Raw genomic sequence first — 20,847 nt, 5'->3', positions numbered from 1 at the left:
CGTCTGCGGCCTCGACGACTTCGTAGTCCGCCTCGTCCTCATCGTCACGACGGTGGACGTCGCCGGCGCGCAGGCGCGGACGACGCCGGCCGGCGACCTTGCCGGAATCTCCTTCGAAGAGGACCCGGGTATCTTCAAAGGCCTCACCGGTATGGCTCATTGGGCGGTTATTCCTACCCAATAGCCACGGTGCGAGCACGAAGAGCCACACCACGATGATCGCGATAATCGGCACAGCTGTCGACACGAATAGGACCTTCCCCTTGAATACAGATGATTACTCCACCTTAAACGGTGAAACCGCACCGTAGCACCCCAAATTCGCACAAATTACAATGTTGTGACTTATGTGAAAATTGAGGTGGAAATCCCAGCGCTTGGGAAGCTATTTCACGCCAACCGTCCAGCTTGGCGCAGGCGCTCCACCGCCGTAGAGGCAAAGTCTTCTTTCACCAACGCCACGTAGTGGTGGTCCTGCCACGCGCCGTCGATATGCAAATTGCGCCGCAAATACCCTTCATGCCGAAACCCGTTGACGGTCAAGACGCGACCCGAGGCCGGGTTATGCTCCAAATAGGTGGCGGTCACGCGGTGCAAACCCACTCGCCCAAAGGCGTGGTCCACGCCCAAGGCGGTGGCGGCCGTAGCCACCCCGGCGCCGTGAACCGCGGAATAGACCCAGTAGCCAATCCAGCAATCGCGAATGCTGCCATGCTGAATATTTCCCAGGGTCACCTGCCCCGCGAATTTCCCCTCCACCTCAATGACGAGCGGGACCACCAGCGCCTCACGCGCGGCGGTGCGCAGGTACATCAGGTGATTCCACCACGCCTGCTGGCTATGCGCCTCCGCCCACGGTGCGGCTTGGGTCGGCTCAACCGGGCGGAGGAAACTTTCATCGTCGATGCGCTGACGCCGCCACTCATGGCCGTCGGAACGCAGCAGGGGGCGCAAACGCATCCGCGCCCCCGAGGGAAAGACAGAAGAGGAGGGAAGCTGGACAAGAGGAGTAGATTCCGGCCACCCAGGATGCATGTCATCGGTGGGGCCGGTAGCAGGATGGCGGAACCTATCCGCCGCGTTGCCGAAAGGATCGAGCATTAGCTGCGCTGGGTCAAAAACAACACATCAACCACATCGCCCGGGCGGATTTCCGTGACCTCTTCCGGCACGCGAATCATGGCGTTGGCCTCTGAAAGGCCGGCCAAGAGGTGTGCCGGGGCCCCTGCGGCACCGCCGAGGCCTTCCACCAAGTAGTCCGCGGTTTCGGCATCGCGCATCAGACGAGCACGGATGAAGCCGCGCCGGCCAGGACGAGAATCGATGTGGTTTAACGCGCGGGCACGCACCACGCGACGGTGCGCATTACGCTTGCCCAGCGCCAAGCGGATGAGCGGGCGGATATACACCTCAAAGACCACAAGCGCGGACACCGGATTGGACGGCAGCAAGAAGGTAGGAATGCGCTCCTCGCCCACCAGTCCAAAGCCCTGAACGGAGCCGGGATGCATGGCCACGCGGGAGGTATCGACATCACCAAGGTCGTCGAGGATCTCGCGGATAGCCTCGGCACCAGCGCCGCCCACTGCGCCGGAGATTACCAGCACCTCGCTGCGGGCAATGTGCTTTTCCAACGCTTCGCGGATGCGGCGCGGCTCGCCCTCGGCAATGCCTACGCGGTGCACCTCCGCCCCGGCTTCACGGGCCGCGGCAGCTAAGGCATAAGAGTTCACGTCAAAAACCTGGCCCAGTGCCGGTTCTTGATCCAAGTCAACCAACTCGCGGCCAAAGGAAATGATGGTAATACGCGGCCGCGGATACACCAGCACCTTTGAGCGGCCCACCGCGGCTAGAAGGCCAATCTGGGCAGGCCCCAAGACGGTGCCGGAAGATACGGCGACATCGCCAGGCTGAATATCGTCGCCCACTCGGCGCACAAAGTCACCAGAACGCACCGGGCGGTGGGCGGTAACGCGCTTGCGGCCGCGGTCAGTCCACTCGAGGGGCAGGACGGCGTCGGCAAGCGTGGGCAAAGGCGCACCCGTATATACGCGCACCGCTTGCTTAGGTTGCAGGCGCAGCGGCTGCTTGGAGCCGGCCGGAACCTCGCCCACCACGGGCAAGGAACGCTCTACCTCCGGCTGCGGGGAATCCGCATCCTCTTCGCCCTCTGCGGACTGTTCTTCCTGGTCCTTGTGGCGGCGCACCCGCAGGCCCCGCTCGCCTCCAATATCCACGGCGCGCACCGCGTAACCATCGATCGCCGCCTGCGGGAAGCCTGGCAGGGGCTGGTTAGCCTGTACCTGCTCGGCGCACATCAAACCCAGCGCGTTGGAAATACCGATGCGCACCGGCTCCGGCGTCGTCGCCGCATCCGTTACCAGCGCCAACTGGTCATCAACTGAACGCATAAGGTCTATGCCCGCCCTTTCTTCGCTTCCACGTCCTTGGCCACCGGGAAAATCCCTAGGCTAGGCCGTGCTCGTCCTCATACTCGGCCATGATTTGCTTAATCGCTTTATACAGCGTGGGACCATACTTTTCATCGCGCAGGCCAAAGTCCACGTTGGCGGGGATATAGCCGCCGGGATTGCCCAAATCATGGCGCTTTCCTTGGTGGACTACCACGTGGACGGGCTCACCTTCCTCAATGAGGAGCTCGATGGCGTCAGTAAGCTGCAGCTCGCCGCCCTTGCCCGGCTTAATACGGCGCAGGGCATCAAAGATCTTGCGGTCCAAAAGGTAGCGGCCGGTGGCCACGAGGTTAGAAGGAGCATCCTCTACTGCCGGCTTTTCCACCATGCCCACGACCTTCTTCACGCCAGGGGCATCGGTATCCTCCACGTCGAAGACGCCGTAGTTGTAGGTCTGCTCGCGCGGGACCTCGAAGGCGCACAGCACGCTGCCGCCCAATGCCGCACGCACACGCGCCATATCCGCCATGACGGTGGCGGGCAAGACAATGTCATCAGGGAGCATGACGGCGAAGGAATCCTCGTCTTCCTCAAGCACCTCTTCGGCAAGGCCCACCGCGTGGCCCAATCCCAGCGGCTTTTCCTGCTCCACCGCAACGGGGTGAATGATCTGGTTGGCGCGCTTGACCTTGGCCACCTGTTCGTCCTTGCCGCGAGATTCGAGGGTCTCTACCAGCTCGGGGAAAGCCTCGAAGTGGCGCATGACTTCTTGCTTATCGGGCGCGGTAATCACCGCAAGGCGGCGCGCGCCGACAGACGCTGCCTCCTCTGCAATGAGTTCGATGCCGGGAGTATCAACAACGGGCAGCAGTTCCTTGGGAACCGTCTTGGTGGCGGGCAAAAATCGGGTGCCCATACCTGCCGCTGGAACTACAACCGTGGTGATTCCGCGGGCGGAATCTTCGCGTTCTATAGCCATGCACAATAGCGTACAATGCCACATTATTTTCCCGTGCACCGCTACGCCGCGGGGTTATGATTTATTTATGACCTCTTCCATCACCGCCAAAAACGAGCTGCGCGCCCGCTTGGTCCAGGCCCGCCGCGAACTTTCCTCCGAGGACCACGATGCTTTTACCGCCGCCGTGCGCAAGCATCTCGAATCCGAGCTCACCGAGTCCATGACCGTGGCCGCCTACTGGCCTTTGGGCACTGAGCCCGGTGGTGCTGACTTTGTGCCGTGGCTCAAGGAGCATGTCTCCCGCGTCCTCCTGCCAATCTCCGGCGAAAATGGCACGTTGACTTTTGCCGAATACCGCGGCAAGGAAGCTATGCACACCAGCCCACTGGGGTTGAATGAGCCCCAGGGCCCGAGCTTTGATAGCAGCGTGCTGGCTGAGTGTGATCTAGTGCTCGCCCCCGCCATGGCGGTGGATGCCAAGGGCAACCGCATAGGCAAGGGCGGCGGCTACTATGACCGCGCGCTAGAGCCGCTTCCCCACGGCAAGCCGCCGGTTTTCGCCATGGTCTACCCCTCCGAGTTTGTAGACGAGCTGCCTACCGAGGATCATGACCGCAAGGTTGATGCCGCCGTCACCGCAGAGGGCATTACCCGCTTCTAGTTTTCAGGGTGCGGGAACCATGCGCGGTTTCGGGCAGTCTAAAAGAGTATGCCCACTTCGCGTATACCCCGTCTCTTTTCCACCCTTCGTACTCCTGGCCACCGCCGCGGCGTTGTAGTGCGCCGCGCCATTGCGGTGGCCCTTCTTATTGCCGCGCTGGCTTCGGCTCTTTCGGCGGCCAAGGAGTTACCGCGCGTGCCCGTCTTTAGCCGCGATCTGCCGGCAGGGGCGGAGCTGGCGCTTGCCGACGTCGACCTAGCCCGCCTTCCTACCTCCTCCATCCCCGATTCCGCGGTAGCGGCAAAGCCAGAAGAACTTACTGGCCGCGTGATAACCGCCGCAGCCGGCAAGGGCGAGGTGATTACCGATGCGCGCCTTTTGGGAGAAGACCTCGTCTCCAGCTTGGTTAGCGGCTCCGACGCCGCGGCTGCACGGATGATCCCGGTGAAGCTCGCCGAGCCAGATATCATCCCCCACCTACACCATGGCGATACCGTGGACGTGGTCACCGCCGTCGACTCCGCATCCGCCCCGGCCGAAGAGGGGTCGGCCCCTGCAACGCCCACCGCACGCGTTATCGCCACCGGCGGGCGCGTGGTGTCGACCTCTAGTTCCGAGGGCGAGGCCTCTTCCTCTACTGTTTTGCTCGCACTGCCCCATGACCATGCCAATGATGTAGCCGCGGCGTCGCTAAGCCAACCACTCACGGTGGTCATTGTTGGTGACCGCGCTCACCCGCAACAACGCTAGACCATTTCAGCCACAACAGTTGTGGTTGGTTAACAGCTGCACTAAAGTTTCGCCATGTCCATGGTTTCTAACTACCCTTAGTTATTCCCAGAAAGGTTTGCGCATATCACCATGCTCAAGGGTTTCAAAGACTTTATTATGCGTGGCAACGTCATCGAACTTGCCACCGCGGTCATCATCGGCTCCGCCTTCACCGCAATCGTCACCGCCGTTACTGACTCCATCATCCAGCCGATCATCAATTCCCTTGGCTCTGCTGAGGTGGACGGATTGGGCTTCCAAATCACCGACAACAAGAACACCTTCGTGGACTTCGGCGCAGTAATCACTGCAGCGATTAACTTCCTCATCATCGCCGCCGTGGTCTACTTCCTCATCGTCATGCCGCTCAACAAGCTCACCGAAGCTGCGAAGCGCCGCCACGGTGTAGACCCTGAGGCCCCTGCCCCAACTACCGAGGAACTGCTCGCGGAAATCCGCGACCTGCTCGAGGCCCAAAACGTCTCCGATAAGGACATCCCGGGTACCGGCATTGACGGTTCCGCCCACGGTGCTACCGACGCCGATAACGGTTCCACCGGCGGCGGCCGTCACCAAGCCTAGGTCCCTTCGCTGCATATACAGCGCAGAGCCCGCGGTTTCACTTCCTCGGAAGCGAAACCGCGGGCCTTTTAAGTACCTCTGTGGCTGCAGACCTGCATCCTGATTTAGGCGCTAGCCACCGTAGTGTGGGGGCTGATTTTCTCGGTAGAACTGTTCATCGCGCTGGCCAGACTCCCCCTCGGCCGCTGCCGAATCCCCGTCATCGACGGTAACTATTCTCTCTTCATCGGCTCCGTGGGCAGCGGGTGCGCCGGGCTTATCAGCACTACGGTCATAGTCGGCAGCAGCAGATTGGCGAAATACTCGCCGGCGGTTTCTCCGCGACGTCATGAAAAATGCCCTGCGCTTACTGGACGCTAGATTGCTGCAGCTGGTCAATGAGGTGGTGTACCAGGGGCGCCAAGGTAGCCATGCCATCACGGACCGCAGCGCGCGAGGAAGCAAGGTTGACCACTACGGTAGAACCAGAAACACCCGATAGACCGCGGGACGTGCAGGCATCCACCGCGCCACAGGCTTGGCCAGAAGAACGCAGCGCCTGTGCCACACCCGGAACCATCTTATCGATGACGGAGCGGGTAGCCTCCGGAGTCTTATCGCGCGGACCGACGCCGGTGCCGCCCACGGTGAGGACCACGTCCACACCACCGACCACGGCGGTCTCAATGGCTTGGCGGATCTTGGACTTCTTGGAGCGCACTACGATAGCGCCATCAACGCGGAAGTTGGCCTCCGCGAGCAGCTCGCTTACCAGCTGAGAAGTGCTATCGGATTGCTCACCAGGATGATCGGTGACAATAACGATGAGCCCGCGGCGCGGGGCAGCAAGGCTATCCTCCTGCTCGCTTGCCAGCAGGAAGGCATCATCGGGTTCGGCAACATCCATCAAGGAATCGCGCTTGGTCGCACCGTCGGGCTGCGCGGAGTCGGTCACATCGTGCTGCGAATCTGGCATTTTTCTCCTTAAGTTAAGGCATTGTGGCCTTGTGGCGGGGTGGGGTACGGCGCATTCAGCGCCTAATGAGGTCTTGCACAGTAATTTACTCGCCTGAGAGGGTTACCTCTACCTGACGAGATTCATCCGAGTCTTCGCGGGTAACCTCCAAGGTCACCGTCGCGCCAAAGTCTTGCGATCGCGCCGCCGCGATGAGCGCATCAGCGTTTTCGATCAGGCGATCGTTGACGCGGGTGACAATATCGCCATCCTTCAAGCCCGCCTCATCTGCTGGGCCGCCCGGCTCTACCTCGGCGATGCGGGCACCATTGCCGTCGTCGCGCGCTAGCACCTTCACGCCAAGGGTCGGGTGAGAAACTTTGCCGTCGTTAATGAGCTCATCTGCCATGCGCTTGGCAAAGTTGGATGGAATGGCAAAGCCCAAGCCAATGGAGCCGCCCTCGCCGGAGGAACTATTAGACAGCGAAGCAATCATGGAGTTCATGCCCACGATATTGCCGTCTCGATCCACCAGCGGGCCGCCCGAGTTGCCAGGGTTTACTGCGGCATCGGTCTGAATGGCGTCAATCAATGAAGACTCGCCGCCTTCCTGGGAAGCGCGAACGGGACGGTTCTTTGCCGATACGATACCGGAGGTCACGGTCGCGTTTAGCCCCAAAGGAGAGCCCACGGCCACTACCTCTTGGCCCACAGCAACGGAATCGGAGTCACCGAATTGCAAGAAGGGCAGGTCCTTGACGTCCTTGATTTTCACGATGGCAACGTCCGTATTCGCATCCGAGGCCACCACCTCAGCATCATGCTTACTGCCGTCATTCATGGTCACCTGCATCATGCCACCGTGCTCAGCACCGGCAACCACGTGGTGGTTGGTCAGTACATAACCATCTGGGGAGATGACAGAACCGGAGCCTTCAGCCCCACCAGTCCGAGTCATCGTCTGGATAGAAACCACCGCCGGCAAAACCTTGGAGGCCACTTCTTCAACGGAACCCTGTTCCGGTTCCTTACCGGTGCTATTGTTGGCCGGCTCTGCTTTGAGGGCTTCATTGACCACGGAGGTATCGTTATTGCCTCCCCCGGAAGTCCAGCCAACAACAGCGCCGGCAATCGAGCCCGCTGCGATGGAGGCTACGGCCGCCAAAGCGGTGGCGGCACCCAAGCCGATTTTCTTCTTTTGCTCCGGCTGCGGGGGCAGAGGAGTGACCATCGGGCCTTCCTGCCCCTGACCGCTAAAGCTTTGGGCATGTGGGGCATTCGGATAGGACCCCAGCGAACCTAGCGTTCGCGGGTCATCGCCTACAGCACCGCCGCGCGGTTGATTCCATCCTTGCGAATAGGAGCCGGTCTCTTGTGCCTGCGCGCCAGCGCCGCTGTAGGGGCCAATTCCGTCACTGTAGGGGCCAGCGTTGCCAGCCACGACATCTTGCTGGTGGGTTTCTCCAAAGTTCGGACCGTCCTGAACCGGCTCGGCCCTACCCGGACCTTCCTGGGACGCTCCCTCCGGGGAGTTCCCATCAAAGCCGCGGTAATTGTCATTCCTCATGTTCATGAGAAAACTATGCCTCACTTCGCTTGGTCAAGACTGATACTGATCTGCCAACCTACTAGGAATTCCTGAAAGTTTGCTGTATTATCTCACCAGTATAAACGCTTATACGCTAGCCCTGATTAAACCAGCGCTGCGCAAAGATTTCACCGCGGTCGCTCGGGTCTTCCTTACCACCCGGCAGCCCCTCATGCGGATCTGCCAAACCGTCCACGAAAACCTCACCCGACACAGGCTTGCCCGGCAAGATGACTTCCATGCGGGTACCACCATCATTAGACTCGCGGATCTTGATGGTGCCATCGTGACGCTCAATCACCGATTTCACAATGGCCAGGCCCAAGCCCGAGCCCGGCATGGAACGCGCTTCCGCCGAACGGTAGAAGCGTTCAAAGACCTTCTCCCTCTCCTCCGGCGCAATGCCAGGCCCGGAGTCATCAAAGCGCAGGCGCACCTCGCGGGTGGATAGCTGATCCATAGACACGCGCACCGTGCCAGTAGCCGGCGACCACTTGGCCGCATTATCCATGAGATTAAGCGTGGCACGGCCCAATGCGAAGGGGTCGCCGTCCAGCTCCCACGGGATAAAGCGCACCAAGAACTCCACATCGGGACGGCGGCGGCGCGCTCGCTCCAGCGAAGCCATCATGACTTCACAAAGGTCAACCGGTTCCGGTTCACGCTCATTGCCGTCCTCGCGCGCCAAATCAACGAGGTCTCCAATCAAGGTGGAGAGCTCATTCATCTGGGACATGACGTCATCTTCGAGGTCCTTGCGGTCCTCATCGCTAATACCAAAGCCACCACCGGCGCGATTGAGCATCATCAAAAGCTCAATATTGGTACGCATAGAGGTCAGCGGGGTCTTCAGCTCGTGTCCGGCATCGGCTACGAATTGAGACTGCTGCGAACGGGATTCCTGTAGTGCCTCCAGCATCTGGTTAAAGGAGGTGGTCAACTGCGCCATCTCGTCGTTATTAGAGACCTCAATAGGACGCAGGTCGTTGGTCTGCGTCACGTAATCCACCGCTCGCTTCAGCCGGGCGATGGGTTGCATACCGGTTTTGGACACGATGAGGCCTGCAAAAATGGCGAGCAAGATGCCAAGGCCAACGATAATCAGAAGCACCGTGCCCAAGATGGCTATGAGCCCTTGCGTGGGAGCGAGAGACTGAGCAACGACCACGGTAGAACCAAGATCATGACGCTTGGCCAGCACTCGCTCGCCACCCACGGTACGCACGGAAGTTTCCGTGTAATCCTCCGTTCGGTGGAAGTCCCCGCCCACAGGAATGGTGTCGCCGTAGGAAAAGCTCATGGAGGGCGGTGATAGGGCTACGCGGGTGCCGGGGTTATAGGACTTAAAGTCCTCGATTTCCTGATCCACGTTATCCATGAACCGCGGGTCTTGGCTTTGCCGCAACAAGACATCGGCCTTGGCCTCCAAGCGGTCATCGACTGAGGCAGTAAGGGACATAGAAACAACCCAATACGTTGCCAACGTCATCAAGGCAACGGCTACGGCCACCACAAGGCCAGTAACAGTAGCAAGGCGCCACCGCAGTGGCGTCCGTGAAGCCCAACTCCCCTGACGATCAGAGAACTCGGTAAGAGGGGTGGACTGTACTTTACCGGAAGCCACCGCAGGGGAAGCGGGCTTCCTTAAAATCACGGATTAGACTCCCTCAAAACATAGCCCACGCCACGGACCGTGTGGATGAGGCGAGCATCGCCCTCGCCCTCGGTCTTCTTACGCAGGTAGCCGATATAGACCTCGAGAGCATTGCCGGAGGTAGGGAAATCGTAGCCCCATACTTCTTCCAAGATCTTGCTGCGGGAGAGAACCTTGCGGGGATTTTCCATCAGCAGCTGCAGCAACGCAAACTCGGTACGAGTCAAGGAAATTGCGCGGCCACCGCGGCTGACTTCGCGAGTATCAGCGTCGAGTTCAAGGTCCTTGAAGCTCAGCTTGCTTTCCACTGGGGCTTCAGCTGCGATGGAATCTGCGGAGGCGCGGCGCACCAAGGAGCGCACACGGGCCAAGAGCTCCTCCAATGCGAACGGCTTTGGCAGGTAGTCATCAGCGCCGGCATCAAGGCCAGCCACTCGGTCCGAAACACCATCGCGCGCAGTTAGAACGAGGATCGGACGGTCCCAACCCTCACTGCGCAGGCTGCGGCACACCTCGAGGCCATCCATGTTGGGCATCATGACGTCCAGAATCAGCAATTCGGGATTCTCAGCGCGCACCGTCTCCACGGCCTCCAAGCCGTCGTTAGCGGTCAGCACTTCGTAGCCGTTAAAGCGTAAGGAACGGCGTAGCGATTCGCGGACGGCTTGTTCATCATCCACCACAAGGATTTTCATGGGCCTAATTATTACTTATGGCAGTCAACTTCATGAAGTTTAGGGAAATATTTACCCCCACAGTCCCCCAAATACGGCTAAAACATGCTTATAGAACGCTTCTAAAGCTAAAAATCCCCGCCCAGCCCTCTAATCGAGAGCGGACGGGGAGATTAAAGAGCGAGCTTAGAACTGCTCTACGTCAACCAGGCCCAGCTTGGCAGCCTTAACCAGGCGGCGCGGGATACGGACGGTCTGGCCGTCGATGGTGACGTCCTGGAGGGCTACATTGTCAGCCTTCCACTGGGAACGGCGTGCGTGGGTGTTCGCACGGGACTTCTTAAACTTAGGAGTTGCCATTTTCTACTCTCCTCCTTACGCGTTCTTCTTCTTGCGGCGTGCCATGCCACCGAAGCGCTGGTTGAAGCGCTCGACGCGGCCGGCGGTATCCATAACGCGCTGTGCACCAGTCCAGAACGGGTGGGACTCAGCGGTAACGTCAACGACGATCAGTGGGTACTCGTTGCCGTCTTCCCACTCAACGGTGCGGTCGGAGGAAGCGGTGGACTTGGTCAAAAAGGAGTGACCGGTACCAGCATCACGGAAGACTACCGGGTGGTAATCCGGGTGAATATCTTTCTTCATATATATTCCCTCAGGGTTGGACTACGGGTCGGTTCCACACCCTTAGCGTGGATCGTGCCCGAGTTGGGACGTACAAATTTCACTCTGTTAACCGCGCGCCGCGCGGCACGGGTCAACAACCTGAATTATCCTACAGTCAACTAACCCATATGCGAAATCCCCAACCAGCGGCAACCACTCATTTCACTCCCGTTTCTTGCGCCACGCTTAACGGTGCCCCACAGGCAAACACCACCCCAGCACGGCAAACGGCCCACCTGTCACAGCAAGATAGCGATTAGGTAATTCGCGTCCGAGGCTGTAAGATTTTCCCTTGCTGTTGTCAAAATATACGTTTTACGCCCCGTCTACTGGTGTTTGACGATGGCGCCGCACCCGCTCACACCTCACTTTTGAGCACTGCCACCCTCACACGGCAGTCGGCGCTTCATTGTCTATAGCCATGATGTGGGCGGCTAGGAGAAAGAAGACCCATGTCGGCTATTTGCCAGGTAACGGGCCGCAAGCCGGAATTCGGCAAGCAGGTCTCGCACTCGCACCGCCGCACTTCGCGCCGTTGGAACCCCAACGTGCAGCGTCGTCGCTACTACCTGCCCTCTGAGGGCCGTACCATCACCCTGAATGTTTCCACGAAGGGCATGAAGATCATCGACCGCGATGGCATCGAGTCCGTTGTGGCTAAGATTCGCGCACGTGGGGAGAAGATTTAAGTATGGCACGTAACGATATCCGCCCAATCATCAAGCTTAAGTCCACTGCGGGCACCGGTTACACCTACGTGACCCGTAAGAACAAGCGCAACAACCCGGATCGCATCACCTTGAAGAAGTTCGATCCGATTGCCCGCAAGCACGTCGAATTCCGCGAGGAGCGATAATCAATGGCTAAGAAGTCCAAGATCGCTAAGAACGAGCAGCGCAAGGAAATCGTCGCCCGCTACGCGGAGCGTCGCGCTGAGCTCAAGAAGATCATCAAGAACCCGAACACCCCGGATGAGGAGCGCCTGGAGGCTCAGTTCGAGCTGAACCGCCAGCCTCGTGACGCTTCCCCAGCCCGCGTACGTAACCGTGACGCTGCCGATGGCCGCCCACGCGGTTACCTCCGCAAGTTCGGCCTGTCCCGTGTCCGTATGCGCGGCATGGCTCACCGTGGTGAGCTGCCGGGCGTTCGTAAGTCCAGCTGGTAAAGGGGTAATTGCACAATGGCTAATAAGCGCAATAACCAAAAGAAGTTCCGTATGGAGCAGAGCCGTCGCCCAAAGAAGAACCCTTTGAAGGCCGAGGGCATCGAGAAGGTGGACTACAAGGACACCAAGACTCTGCGTCTGTTCATCTCGGATCGTCACAAGATCCGTTCCCGTCGCGTCACCGGTCTGACCCCGCAGCAGCAGCGTCAGGTTGCTACCGCCGTCAAGAACGCACGCGAAATGGCTCTCCTGCCGTTCACCACCCGCTAAACAGTAGCTGGGTATCAACAGCGCACTTTTGCCGCTGGCAAGTGTGACACGGTAAAAGAACCATAAGCTTTCGCCGCCTCCCTCCTCGAGGGCAGGCGGCGAAAGTCGTTTTATCCCTCCCATCCCTTCCCTGCGGCCCACATGCCCGGCTTACCAGGCTGAGGTGTTAGATTGAAAACATTCGTGTACCCCGCAGCCGGCGGGGTACACTGGCCCCGCACTAGTGAAAGGCAGTGAGCAATGGCCCTGCACAAATCCCTACTCGATCTCTCCGAGCTCGCCCCGCACTGCCAGTCTCGCGCTACGGCCCGCGGACTGCTCGCAGAGGCCCAAGATATCTTGCGCAACGCGGTCGCCCACCAGGACAATGAGATTGAATTGGCCCACTGGTATTCCCGGCTGATTACGGATATTGTTCGCTCCCCGGGGGTCAACTCCCCGGTCCGTCTTAGCGGCGCTGCCGCCCGTGGCGACCAGTTGCCCTCCATGCCCGTGGTGTGGATGGGTGAAGATGCCGATCTGCAAGAGGTCTTCGCTGATGTCGGTCTCCAGGCTCACGTAGCCGCCGATTCCATCGCCGCGCGAGTCGACGCCGGCCTGCCCCTTGGAAACGGCGGAGAACAAGCGCTACTGGAAGAAGCCTTGGGCCAGCGCCCTCCTGCCCTAAAGATGGTCGATGGCCTGCCGGACCGCGATACAGCGGTGGATATTAAAGTCACACTGCTCTCCCCCATCGCGGCAATCGCACGCTGGGCGGCGCCGGGGCCGCGCCCCACGGTGGATCGCTTAGCGATCGGCGTGGAACGCGATCTGCTTAGCGCCGCTGATGCAGAGGCTTTGGACCTAGCGTGGCGCACTGGCTATGCGTTAGAGTTGCGCCGTTGGTACGAGGGCGTTAGTGATCACTCGGCAACATTGCGCGATCTCCCGCCGTTGGACCGCACTGCTTATGGCTCCGCGTGCCGCATTGTCTCGGCGGCGTTTGAGTCTATTGCCCGTCGGACGGAAGAATATAAATAGTCTCTACGGTGCGGATTCGGAAGCAGTACCTAGTCGGGCATAAGATTGTACAGTTGATTATTAGAAGTGATTTCTCTTTTGCGAAAGGAGGCGTCCCACCGCATGGCAGGCAATGTCGGTAGGCCGCGTAAACACAGCCCGCGGCGCAGGGGCAATAGCGCCCGAGAGGAGATCCTGGACGCCTCCTCCGAGCTTTTCACTACTCAGGGTTTTGCTACCACGTCCACGCACCAGATCGCAGACGCGGTGGGCATCCGTCAGGCGTCGCTGTACTACCACTTCCCGTCCAAGACGGAGATTTTCCTGACGCTGCTCAATTCCACCATCGAGCCCTCCTTGGAATTGGCCGATGAGTTGGCGGGTACCGACGCGGCCCCAGCACAGCGCCTGTGGTCTTTGGTCGCCGCGGAATCGCGTCTGCTGCTCACCAGTGGCTGGAACGTGGGCCGCCTGTATCAGCTGCCGGTGGCCAATTCCTCGGAGTTCTCCGAGTATCACGAGTCGCGCGACCGCCTGCAGAATCATTTCCGCTCCACTGCCGCCGCCATTGTGGGCGAGGATGACCCCCGCGTGGAGCTACCCTTCCACATCGCGCTGTCCGTTATTGAAATGCGCCCCAATAACGGCACCCCTCCGTTCGACGCTTCCCAGTCGGTTCCGGAGACTGCCGCCATGCTTGCCGACGCCGCCTTGGCCGTCCTCGGCGCCTCCGTCCCCGACAATGCCGAGGAAACTACCCTCGAGCTGCTGAAGAATCGCAACGACTCCATCTCTGCGGCCGCCGCCGCTGCGGCCGACCGCAAGAAGAAGTCGCGCTAGCCCCTCGTTTTCCGCGTTAGCGCTGCCACGACTCCGTGAATTCGCCCGTGGCGGCCAATCCGCCGCCCTCGCGCACGCTCACTGCGCTCGGGGTCACCACTATGATCGACGGATCCGCATTGACGTAGTAGTTATTGCCGTCTTGGGTAACGTCGCTCGTCTGGAACTGGCCATCAAACATCGACGATCGATAGATCTTGTCGCCACCTCCGGTCTCGCAAATGATGACCCTGCCGTCGGGACCAGCCCCAGCGAACAAGGCACGCTCAAAGCGCTGACAGTTGGCGTAGCCTCCGTCGAGCCATCCGTACTCGTTGAAATCAGAAATGTAGTTTCCCACACCCGTCTTCTGACCCCCACCGGTGGAAGACGGGGCCTCCTGCTTTTCCGTCTGCGTGACCGTAACTACCGGCGGTTCCTCAGGGGCTTCCTCTTGCTTGGTTACAGTCTCTTGCGCGGCTGTGGATTCCTCGGCGTTTTCCTCTTCTCTGTCGGAGTTATTGACCGTGGTCATTCCGCTGCCCTTCCCTTTGAAGCTCGGGGCAGCGTCGTCCGTGGAGTCACTGCAACCGCTCAGCGCGAGGCTGGCGGCCACGAGCGGGACGAAACCTGCGGCAATGAGCGAGCGGAGGCTTAAGCGAGAAGTCATGAGTTTTCCTTTCTACTGGCAGGCTTAGCAGGCAGGGCTGGACCACTGGGTATCGGCCTGCGCTAGGGCTTCGGCCATGGAGGTAAGCACCGTTTGGGTGGAGGCGTACTGGCCATCAGGGGATGAGGCAATCAGTGCCACGGCGACGTCGTGCCCGCCCAGTTGCACGATGCCCATCTGCCGCACATCGTAGGAACCGGCCGGGCTCGGTCCCCAGCCGCCTTTCATCAAGGCGCCCGGCAGGGTGCGCAGGCCGTAGCCTTGGGCGGGATCGGCGACACCCATGGCGTCGATAATCGGCTGCGCTCCCTCAACGCAGCGCAACCCGGCCATAAACTTTGCTTGGTTGCCCACGCTCCACATGGTTTGGCCAAAGGCCGTAAATTCCGGGCGGGTGACCTGGGATTGGAGTTGGGTGGCGGTATCTCCCGCCTCCGCGATGACGCTTTGTGCGGCCTGCGCGGCGGCGGTGCCCTCCCCTAGCCCCGCCCACGCGGCTTTGGCGGCCTCGTTATCGGAGTAGGTAATCGCGGAAGACACCAACTGGTTATCGGCAGCACCCGTGCGATTCGCCGCGATGAGCACCGGCACCTTGGAGGTTGACCACGCGGCTTCGGGAGCGGTGCGCCCCGCTTCAATGGTGGTGGTGCCATCGGAGACCGCGATGCCCACATCGCCGTGTTCGGCCACGATGCGGTCAAGCACGGCTTGGACGTCACCAGAAGGGGCCGCGGATGAGGCCGCGGGCGCTGCGGTCGTGGTCTCTTTTCCGTAGAGGGGATCCGCCGTGCCACGGGCCTCGGTATTGACAAAGGTAGGGGAATTATTCGCCGCGTCCTCGTCGCCGCAAGCGCTGAGGGTGAGCGCGCAGGCGATAAGGGCAGCTGCCGGGCCCCAGGCCCGGCGGATAGGGAATGTCATGGCATTTAGCTTAGGCTAGTGCGCGAAGTGGCGGGTACCGGTCAGGTACAAAGTAACGCCGGCTTCCTTCGCTGCCGCGATGACTTCTTCGTCGCGGATGGAGCCGCCGGGCTGAACAACGGCCTTAACGCCGGCGTCGAGAAGCACCTGCAAACCATCGGCAAACGGGAAAAAGGCGTCGGAAGCGGCGAAGGAGCCCTCGGTGCGGTTGGCACCATCGGCCAAGGTGTTAGCGCGCTCGACAGCCAGCTTGGCGGAGTCAACGCGGTTGACCTGGCCCATGCCTACGCCCACGGTGGCATTGTCCTTGGCCAGCAAGATGGCATTGGACTTCACCGCGCGCACGGCGCGCCATGCGAATTCGAGCTCAGCCAAGTCGGACTCGTTGAGGGCCTCGCCCGCAGCCAGGGTCCAGTTGGCCGGGTTATCGCCCTCGGCCTGGTAGGTGTCTGGCTCTTGGGTGAGCACGCCGCCGGAGATGTACTTGCGCTCCTCGTGCTGGTCTTCGTGCTCTGCCTGCAGCACGCGCAGGTTCTTCTTGGCCTTGAGGACTTCGATGGCGCCCTCCTCATAGGAAGGAGCGACGATGACTTCGGTGAAGATCTCCTTGACCTGCTCGGCCATCTCTACGGTGACCTCGCGGTTGACGGCAATCACGCCGCCGAAGGCGGACATTGGGTCGCACGCGTGCGCCGCGCGGTGAGCGGCGGCGATGGACTCCTCGGACACGGCAATGCCGCATGGGTTGGTGTGCTTGATAATCGCAACGCAGGGGCGCTCATGGTCCCACGCGGCGCGCCAAGCAGCATCCGCATCCTGGTAGTTGTTGTAGCTCATCTCCTTGCCATTGAACTGGGTGGCATTGGCAAGGCCCTTGGAACCGATGCGGGTAACGGTGGCCGCCTGGTGAGAGTTCTCGCCGTAGCGCAGCGGGGTGGCTTGGCCCTCCTCGCTGAGCTGATCTACGAACCAGGCGGAGACGGCCGCATCATAATCCGCGGTGTGCAGGAAGGCGTCGCGCGCCAAGCCGCGGCGCTGCTCCAGGGTAAAGCCACCGTTGTTGACGGCCTCCACGGCTTCACCGTAGCGGGAAGGGTCTACCACAACGGCAACAGACGGGTGGTTCTTGGCGGCTGCGCGCACCATGGATGGGCCGCCGATATCAATCTGTTCCACGCAGCCATCAAAGTCCGCGCCCGAAGCCACGGTCTCGCGGAAGGGATACAGGTTGACCACGACGAGCTGGAAAGGCTTTACCTCGAGCTCGGAGAGCTGGTTGAGGTGATCTTCCTTGCGGGTATCGGCCAAAATGCCGGCGTGCACGCGCGGGTGCAGCGTCTTGACGCGGCCTTCCAAGCACTCCGGGAAGCCGGTGAGCTTTTCTACCGGAGTGACCTCGATGCCTAGGTCCGCGATCTTCTTCGCGGTGGAGCCGGTGGAGACGATTTCCACGCCTGCCTTATCGAGGGCGCGGGCTAGATCCTCCAGCCCGGTCTTGTCGTACACGCTGATAAGGGCGCGCTTTACCTGCTTGCGGTCTTCGCTCATGAGGAGGATTAAGCCTTTCGAAAAGTCTTAGTCTGCGAGTTGAATAGTTAGTTTCTCGTCGTGGACGTTAGCTGCACGCAGCACCTCCACGATGAGATCGCGCTCTACTTGTTTAATGCGCTCGTGGAGGGTGGACTCGTCATCGTCCGCATTGATGGCAACGGGGCGCTGCGCGATGATGGAGCCGGTATCCACGCCCGTGTCCACAAAGTGGACGGTAGAGCCAGTGATCTTCACGCCGTAATCGAGGGCGTCGCGCACCGCGTGCGCTCCCTTGAAGGCAGGCAGTAGCGCCGGGTGGGTATTGATGGTGCGGCCTTCGAAGCGGTCTAGGAATTCCTGGCCCAGGATCTTCATAAAGCCCGCAGAAACAACAACGTCTGGCTGCGCAGCATCTACTGCGTCAACCAGACGTTGATTCCATTCGGCGCGATCCGCACCCAGCGCCACGACCTCGGTATCAATCCCGTGGTCCTGTGCGCGCGCAATACCGTGGCATTCCTTATCCGCCACCACCTTCACTACCTGGTAGTGCCCGGCTTGGGCATCCATGATCGCTTGCAGCAGGGAACCCGTTCCAGAAACGAGCACCACCACTCGGAGGCGTTCAGGGTCAGCGGTATAGCGCGGAGGCATCGGTGAAGTCACGCGCTATAGCCTAGCCCCTCTCCCCCTCCTCGGGGGAATCTTCGCCCGCAGAGTCCTGCTCACTCTCCCCCATTTGGTCCTTGAACTGTTGGCTCAGCGGCTTGGCGACGCCCCTTTCATTGCCCTCCTCAGCCTCATCCTGCTGCTCTGCTGTTTCTTCGGCTGGAGTGTCCTCTTCTTTCTGCTCTTCTTCCGGTTCCTCTGCGGCCTCGCCAGGTGCGGAATCCTGGGGCTCGTCCTCGACTACCTCGGCATCAACGATTTCCGGATCGGTGATGGGCTCGCGCTCCGGTTCGGCGGGGGCGTCGTCAGTTTCGGCGGTGTCTGCATCGGTCACCTCGGTAGTGGTGGCATCAGCAGCGGGCTCATCGGCGTACTCATCGGCGGTGTCCACACCAGGTACTGTGCGGGCCGCGCGCCAGGCCACGAAGGCAAAGCCTGCGGCAACGGCACAACCAACGACAGCCATCCACAGGGCGGTAAGGCCTGCGGCAGTCCACAGCTGCGGGCCGGTCGCGCCGTAGTAGCCAAGGTCACCGCTGACAAGGTAGCAGGCAACCAGCATGAGTACTGCGGAGGCCACCGTAGCTACGAGGACGTCTTGAAAGCTCGGATGTTTCTTGTACAAAGAGTAGATTGCAGCGCCGAGGGGGACGATCAATAGCACCACAGCCCAGCTGGGCGCGGAGGCAGGAATGCCGCCGGTAATGGGCAGCGGTGGCAGCGGCACGAGGTGGGCGCTAAAGAGGCTTACCGAGCCTTCGCCTACGGAGAACTCCGAGCCCACCAATACCGCCGCGGTGCTCACGATGGCATTGGGAATGTAGAGCACGCTCAGCAGCACGAGTCCGGCAATGCCTAAGCCGGAGATCGTAGGATAGTCATTCATCATCTCGCCCTGGCGGGAGACATTGACAAGGAATACCACCGCAAAGACTGCGGCTGCGCCAATGGCCAGGTAGGCGAGATAGCGAAGGGCGATCTGGGTGGCGTCGACAAGCGGGCGCGGTACCCCATAACGCTTGGCCAACGCCCGCCACAAGCGCCACCCCATACCGGACGCCATGGCGGCCAGATGCAGAACAATAACGCGCAGCAACGCCTGCGCCAGATTAGGCGGGGAGACGTCATAGACCTTGCCCGCATCCCACAGCATCAGCCACGCGATGATGGTAAATACCACCGGCACACCAAGCACGCAGGCCAAAAGAGTAAGCAGGTCCTTGACGCTGACCTTGTGTTTTACCGCGCTGCGCACACGAACCGCCACCACCGCGGCGAGAATAAGCGCTGGCAAGGCCGGCAGGAAGGAAATATGCACATCAGCCGCAGAGACCGGGGCGAGGTTAAAGACCATCCAGGCCTCCGCCACGATGGTGTACCACCACGCCATGGGAGAGCCGGTGAGCATGAGACTGCCAAGCGCGATGGCCATAATGATAAGGACAATAACCACGTTGGGCACTGCCGCCGTAATAAGCATGCGGCGAATGCGCCCGGCTTTGGTCAGCGGCGCGGGGGTACGGCGCGCCTTGGCCTTGGAGCCGGCTTTACGGGCGACGCGCTGCGCCGATCCATAGGACTGGCGTGAGCCACTGGGATGAGGCGCGCGTGGGGTGCGCTCCGCGCGCACCGTACGGCCCCGCGCCTGGCTACGCGGGCGGGGCGTTGACCGAGATTGGGGGCTGGTGTTTTTGTTCATCGGCGTCCACTTTGCCACCTTCCGGAAGTGAAATCGGGGTGGCGCGACGAGGCACTCGCAAAATCACCGGCGGCAACCCCTGTACCTGGGCTATACAAATATATAAGGAGTATAAAATCTACCCTGGTTTCACACCCTTAACTCTGGCTGTAATACTATGAAGGAAAAGGCCGCTAGTTTTGCGTGACGCACGCGGAGCTCGCGTGGGATCTTTATCGCACTAATAATATTCCGCGTGCCCCATGTTGCCTGCTCGTGGACAATTTCCCCGAGGCGAGCCTGAAAATTCTTTAATTTGGGTTGCTGTTATCTTTTCGAGACGCTACTGTTACATCTCGTTGGTAACAAGAAGGTCACAATCTCGTAACTAACTCGGTGGGGACGTAACACTCGTTCTGCGCAGATTGTGAAAATGACGAAAGAAGACCTAATGCGAAGCAAAGTTCAGCGTGGCGCCGGCCGCCATCGCAAGATTGTCACCTCGCAGACCGCGAAGGGCCGCATTGCCGTAATGACGGTTGCGGCAGGTGCAGTTTCCACGGCCGGCGTTGGTGGCGCAGCCGCCGCAAACATCCAGTCCGATGACGCGGCCACCACCAAGACGCAGTCCGTTGACTTCGAGCTCGCCTCTGACTCCACCCAAGCTGAGGATGCTGCTGCGGCTCCGGTTGATACCACCCCACAGATCCTCAACGTTGCTGAGGCTAAGCCAGTTGCCGATCTGACCGATCAGCTCAACAAAGCCATCCAGGCTTCTGAAGAGCGTGCAGCTGCCGACGAAGCCGCTCGCGCTCCGTCCGTAGCTCGCCCTGCCGAAGGCGCATTCACATCTCCATTCGCTATGCGCTGGGGCACCTTCCATAAGGGCGTCGACATCGCCAACTCTCCTGGCACCCCAATCCTTGCCGTCATGGATGGTACGGTCATCGACTCCGGTCCAGCTTCCGGCTTTGGCCAGTGGATCCGCATCATGCACGACGACGGCACCATGACCGTTTATGGTCACATGCAAACTCTTGACGTGGCCGTTGGCGAGCACGTGCATGCCGGCCAGAAGATCGCCGGCATGGGCTCGATGGGCTTTTCCACCGGCTCCCACCTCCACTTCGAAGTTCACCCGAACGGTGGCGAGGCAATCGATCCGCAGCCTTGGCTGGCTGAGCGAGGCATCGACCTCTAAGGCCCCCACCCCAACACCTT

At 60.5% G+C, this 20,847-nt stretch carries 25 protein-coding genes and 1 pseudogene; 10 read left to right on the top strand and 16 right to left on the bottom strand.

Going from position 1 to position 20,847, the window contains the following annotated elements; all coding sequences use genetic code 11:
* The 4 genes and pseudogenes from MHY22_RS10450 to MHY22_RS10435 all read right to left on the bottom strand — a co-directional run.
* Window positions 1-247 (bottom strand): annotated as a pseudogene (locus MHY22_RS10450) (hypothetical protein); the annotation flags it as partial.
* A gap of 143 nt (window positions 248-390) precedes the next feature.
* Window positions 391-1,101, bottom strand: a complete 711-nt coding sequence (locus MHY22_RS10445) for a GNAT family N-acetyltransferase (protein ID WP_239279246.1) — start codon at window positions 1,099-1,101, stop codon at window positions 391-393.
* Window positions 1,101-2,411: a gephyrin-like molybdotransferase Glp gene (glp, locus tag MHY22_RS10440; protein WP_239279245.1), complete on the bottom strand. Its 1,311-nt coding sequence runs from the start codon at window positions 2,409-2,411 to the stop codon at window positions 1,101-1,103. The genes MHY22_RS10445 and glp overlap by 1 nt, the downstream gene beginning before the upstream one ends.
* 55 nt (window positions 2,412-2,466) lie before the next feature.
* Complete coding sequence (locus MHY22_RS10435; RefSeq protein WP_239279244.1) at window positions 2,467-3,393, bottom strand: UTP--glucose-1-phosphate uridylyltransferase; 927 nt, start codon at window positions 3,391-3,393, stop codon at window positions 2,467-2,469.
* Between the two features lie 67 nt (window positions 3,394-3,460).
* On the opposite strand from MHY22_RS10435, the gene MHY22_RS10430 reads away from it, so the two are divergent.
* The 3 genes from MHY22_RS10430 to mscL all read left to right on the top strand — a co-directional run bounded on the left by MHY22_RS10430 (window position 3,461) and on the right by mscL (window position 5,389).
* A complete protein-coding gene (locus tag MHY22_RS10430; protein WP_239279243.1) occupies window positions 3,461-4,036 on the top strand; it encodes a 5-formyltetrahydrofolate cyclo-ligase in 576 nt (191 codons plus the stop codon).
* 48 nt (window positions 4,037-4,084) lie between these two features.
* The gene (locus tag MHY22_RS10425; RefSeq protein WP_239279242.1) at window positions 4,085-4,786 is read left to right on the top strand and encodes an SAF domain-containing protein; all 702 of its coding nucleotides are present in this window, start codon (window positions 4,085-4,087) and stop codon (window positions 4,784-4,786) included.
* Between the two features lie 111 nt (window positions 4,787-4,897).
* Entirely contained in the window at window positions 4,898-5,389 is a 492-nt protein-coding gene (mscL, locus tag MHY22_RS10420; protein ID WP_239279241.1) for a large conductance mechanosensitive channel protein MscL, read from the top strand.
* Window positions 5,390-5,500: 111 nt separating this feature from the next.
* Here the strand turns inward: mscL and MHY22_RS10415 are convergent, their stop codons facing one another.
* The 7 genes from MHY22_RS10415 to MHY22_RS10385 form a co-directional block, all read right to left on the bottom strand.
* Window positions 5,501-5,719: a hypothetical protein gene (locus MHY22_RS10415; protein ID WP_080970467.1), complete on the bottom strand. Its 219-nt coding sequence runs from the start codon at window positions 5,717-5,719 to the stop codon at window positions 5,501-5,503.
* 16 nt (window positions 5,720-5,735) lie between these two features.
* Window positions 5,736-6,344 carry a molybdenum cofactor biosynthesis protein B gene (locus tag MHY22_RS10410; RefSeq protein WP_239279240.1) on the bottom strand — a complete coding sequence of 203 codons (609 nt, stop codon included), beginning with the start codon at window positions 6,342-6,344 and terminating at the stop codon, window positions 5,736-5,738.
* A gap of 85 nt (window positions 6,345-6,429) precedes the next feature.
* Window positions 6,430-7,896: a S1C family serine protease gene (locus MHY22_RS10405; protein WP_239279239.1), complete on the bottom strand. Its 1,467-nt coding sequence runs from the start codon at window positions 7,894-7,896 to the stop codon at window positions 6,430-6,432.
* 109 nt (window positions 7,897-8,005) lie between these two features.
* On the bottom strand, window positions 8,006-9,565 hold the full coding sequence (locus tag MHY22_RS10400; RefSeq protein WP_239279238.1) for a HAMP domain-containing sensor histidine kinase: 1,560 nt from the start codon (window positions 9,563-9,565) through the stop codon (window positions 8,006-8,008).
* A complete protein-coding gene (locus MHY22_RS10395; RefSeq protein WP_239279237.1) occupies window positions 9,562-10,260 on the bottom strand; it encodes a response regulator transcription factor in 699 nt (232 codons plus the stop codon). The genes MHY22_RS10400 and MHY22_RS10395 overlap by 4 nt, the downstream gene beginning before the upstream one ends.
* A gap of 165 nt (window positions 10,261-10,425) precedes the next feature.
* Entirely contained in the window at window positions 10,426-10,599 is a 174-nt protein-coding gene (gene rpmF, locus MHY22_RS10390) for a 50S ribosomal protein L32 (RefSeq protein ID WP_239279236.1), read from the bottom strand.
* Window positions 10,600-10,614: 15 nt separating this feature from the next.
* The gene (locus MHY22_RS10385; protein ID WP_005323793.1) at window positions 10,615-10,884 is read right to left on the bottom strand and encodes a type B 50S ribosomal protein L31; all 270 of its coding nucleotides are present in this window, start codon (window positions 10,882-10,884) and stop codon (window positions 10,615-10,617) included.
* Window positions 10,885-11,357: 473 nt separating this feature from the next.
* On the opposite strand from MHY22_RS10385, the gene rpmB reads away from it, so the two are divergent.
* The 6 genes from rpmB to MHY22_RS10355 all read left to right on the top strand — a co-directional run bounded on the left by rpmB (window position 11,358) and on the right by MHY22_RS10355 (window position 14,179).
* Window positions 11,358-11,594, top strand: coding sequence for a 50S ribosomal protein L28 (rpmB, locus tag MHY22_RS10380; RefSeq protein ID WP_005279911.1), 237 nt, complete (start codon window positions 11,358-11,360; stop codon window positions 11,592-11,594).
* Window positions 11,595-11,596: 2 nt separating this feature from the next.
* Window positions 11,597-11,761, top strand: a complete 165-nt coding sequence (gene rpmG, locus MHY22_RS10375) for a 50S ribosomal protein L33 (RefSeq protein ID WP_005279910.1) — start codon at window positions 11,597-11,599, stop codon at window positions 11,759-11,761.
* Between the two features lie 3 nt (window positions 11,762-11,764).
* The gene (rpsN, locus tag MHY22_RS10370; RefSeq protein WP_005279906.1) at window positions 11,765-12,070 is read left to right on the top strand and encodes a 30S ribosomal protein S14; all 306 of its coding nucleotides are present in this window, start codon (window positions 11,765-11,767) and stop codon (window positions 12,068-12,070) included.
* 15 nt (window positions 12,071-12,085) lie between these two features.
* Window positions 12,086-12,340 (top strand): 30S ribosomal protein S18, encoded by a 255-nt coding sequence (gene rpsR / locus MHY22_RS10365; RefSeq protein WP_005279904.1) that lies wholly within the window; start codon window positions 12,086-12,088, stop codon window positions 12,338-12,340.
* A gap of 240 nt (window positions 12,341-12,580) precedes the next feature.
* Window positions 12,581-13,360, top strand: coding sequence for a putative nucleotidyltransferase substrate binding domain-containing protein (locus MHY22_RS10360; RefSeq protein WP_239279235.1), 780 nt, complete (start codon window positions 12,581-12,583; stop codon window positions 13,358-13,360).
* 102 nt (window positions 13,361-13,462) lie between these two features.
* Complete coding sequence (locus tag MHY22_RS10355; protein ID WP_204609795.1) at window positions 13,463-14,179, top strand: TetR/AcrR family transcriptional regulator; 717 nt, start codon at window positions 13,463-13,465, stop codon at window positions 14,177-14,179.
* 16 nt (window positions 14,180-14,195) lie between these two features.
* On the opposite strand, the gene MHY22_RS10350 is transcribed toward MHY22_RS10355, so the two are convergent.
* The 5 genes from MHY22_RS10350 to MHY22_RS10330 are packed head-to-tail and all read right to left on the bottom strand — an operon-like array spanning window position 14,196 to window position 19,665.
* On the bottom strand, window positions 14,196-14,828 hold the full coding sequence (locus MHY22_RS10350; protein WP_239279234.1) for a hypothetical protein: 633 nt from the start codon (window positions 14,826-14,828) through the stop codon (window positions 14,196-14,198).
* A 24-nt stretch (window positions 14,829-14,852) separates the two neighbouring features.
* Window positions 14,853-15,749, bottom strand: coding sequence for a hypothetical protein (locus MHY22_RS10345; protein WP_239279233.1), 897 nt, complete (start codon window positions 15,747-15,749; stop codon window positions 14,853-14,855).
* A gap of 15 nt (window positions 15,750-15,764) precedes the next feature.
* Window positions 15,765-17,297, bottom strand: a complete 1,533-nt coding sequence (gene purH, locus MHY22_RS10340) for a bifunctional phosphoribosylaminoimidazolecarboxamide formyltransferase/IMP cyclohydrolase (RefSeq protein WP_239279232.1) — start codon at window positions 17,295-17,297, stop codon at window positions 15,765-15,767.
* Between the two features lie 27 nt (window positions 17,298-17,324).
* Window positions 17,325-17,933 (bottom strand): phosphoribosylglycinamide formyltransferase, encoded by a 609-nt coding sequence (gene purN, locus MHY22_RS10335; RefSeq protein ID WP_239279247.1) that lies wholly within the window; start codon window positions 17,931-17,933, stop codon window positions 17,325-17,327.
* Window positions 17,934-17,955: 22 nt separating this feature from the next.
* On the bottom strand, window positions 17,956-19,665 hold the full coding sequence (locus MHY22_RS10330) for a DUF6350 family protein (protein WP_239279231.1): 1,710 nt from the start codon (window positions 19,663-19,665) through the stop codon (window positions 17,956-17,958).
* A 412-nt stretch (window positions 19,666-20,077) separates the two neighbouring features.
* Here MHY22_RS10330 and MHY22_RS10325 point away from each other — a divergent pair, with 412 nt between their 5' ends.
* Window positions 20,078-20,827, top strand: a complete 750-nt coding sequence (locus MHY22_RS10325; RefSeq protein ID WP_239279230.1) for a M23 family metallopeptidase — start codon at window positions 20,078-20,080, stop codon at window positions 20,825-20,827.
* Window positions 20,828-20,847 lie beyond the last annotated feature (20 nt).

Origin of the sequence: Corynebacterium sp. ACRPO (assembly GCF_022347205.1) — a bacterium.
Classification (GTDB): domain Bacteria; phylum Actinomycetota; class Actinomycetes; order Mycobacteriales; family Mycobacteriaceae; genus Corynebacterium.
The sequence above is the reverse complement of the archived record's forward strand: the minus strand, read 5'-3'. Positions and strand labels throughout refer to the sequence as shown.

Coding starts and splice junctions, on each gene's coding strand:
- MHY22_RS10385 (WP_005323793.1), bottom strand. CDS start 10,884: ATGAAGAAAGATATTCACCCGGATTACCACCCGGTAGTCTTCCGTGAT.
- MHY22_RS10345 (WP_239279233.1), bottom strand. CDS start 15,749: ATGACATTCCCTATCCGCCGGGCCTGGGGCCCGGCAGCTGCCCTTATC.
- MHY22_RS10445 (WP_239279246.1), bottom strand. CDS start 1,101: ATGCTCGATCCTTTCGGCAACGCGGCGGATAGGTTCCGCCATCCTGCT.
- MHY22_RS10360 (WP_239279235.1), top strand. CDS start 12,581: ATGGCCCTGCACAAATCCCTACTCGATCTCTCCGAGCTCGCCCCGCAC.
- MHY22_RS10350 (WP_239279234.1), bottom strand. CDS start 14,828: ATGACTTCTCGCTTAAGCCTCCGCTCGCTCATTGCCGCAGGTTTCGTC.
- MHY22_RS10325 (WP_239279230.1), top strand. CDS start 20,078: ATGCGAAGCAAAGTTCAGCGTGGCGCCGGCCGCCATCGCAAGATTGTC.
- rpmF (WP_239279236.1), bottom strand. CDS start 10,599: ATGGCAACTCCTAAGTTTAAGAAGTCCCGTGCGAACACCCACGCACGC.
- mscL (WP_239279241.1), top strand. CDS start 4,898: ATGCTCAAGGGTTTCAAAGACTTTATTATGCGTGGCAACGTCATCGAA.
- MHY22_RS10435 (WP_239279244.1), bottom strand. CDS start 3,393: ATGGCTATAGAACGCGAAGATTCCGCCCGCGGAATCACCACGGTTGTA.
- MHY22_RS10430 (WP_239279243.1), top strand. CDS start 3,461: ATGACCTCTTCCATCACCGCCAAAAACGAGCTGCGCGCCCGCTTGGTC.
- MHY22_RS10355 (WP_204609795.1), top strand. CDS start 13,463: ATGGCAGGCAATGTCGGTAGGCCGCGTAAACACAGCCCGCGGCGCAGG.
- rpmB (WP_005279911.1), top strand. CDS start 11,358: ATGTCGGCTATTTGCCAGGTAACGGGCCGCAAGCCGGAATTCGGCAAG.
- purN (WP_239279247.1), bottom strand. CDS start 17,933: ATGCCTCCGCGCTATACCGCTGACCCTGAACGCCTCCGAGTGGTGGTG.
- purH (WP_239279232.1), bottom strand. CDS start 17,297: ATGAGCGAAGACCGCAAGCAGGTAAAGCGCGCCCTTATCAGCGTGTAC.
- rpmG (WP_005279910.1), top strand. CDS start 11,597: ATGGCACGTAACGATATCCGCCCAATCATCAAGCTTAAGTCCACTGCG.
- MHY22_RS10395 (WP_239279237.1), bottom strand. CDS start 10,260: ATGAAAATCCTTGTGGTGGATGATGAACAAGCCGTCCGCGAATCGCTA.
- MHY22_RS10415 (WP_080970467.1), bottom strand. CDS start 5,719: ATGACGTCGCGGAGAAACCGCCGGCGAGTATTTCGCCAATCTGCTGCT.
- MHY22_RS10405 (WP_239279239.1), bottom strand. CDS start 7,896: ATGAACATGAGGAATGACAATTACCGCGGCTTTGATGGGAACTCCCCG.
- rpsR (WP_005279904.1), top strand. CDS start 12,086: ATGGCTAATAAGCGCAATAACCAAAAGAAGTTCCGTATGGAGCAGAGC.
- MHY22_RS10410 (WP_239279240.1), bottom strand. CDS start 6,344: ATGCCAGATTCGCAGCACGATGTGACCGACTCCGCGCAGCCCGACGGT.
- rpsN (WP_005279906.1), top strand. CDS start 11,765: ATGGCTAAGAAGTCCAAGATCGCTAAGAACGAGCAGCGCAAGGAAATC.
- MHY22_RS10425 (WP_239279242.1), top strand. CDS start 4,085: ATGCCCACTTCGCGTATACCCCGTCTCTTTTCCACCCTTCGTACTCCT.
- glp (WP_239279245.1), bottom strand. CDS start 2,411: ATGCGTTCAGTTGATGACCAGTTGGCGCTGGTAACGGATGCGGCGACG.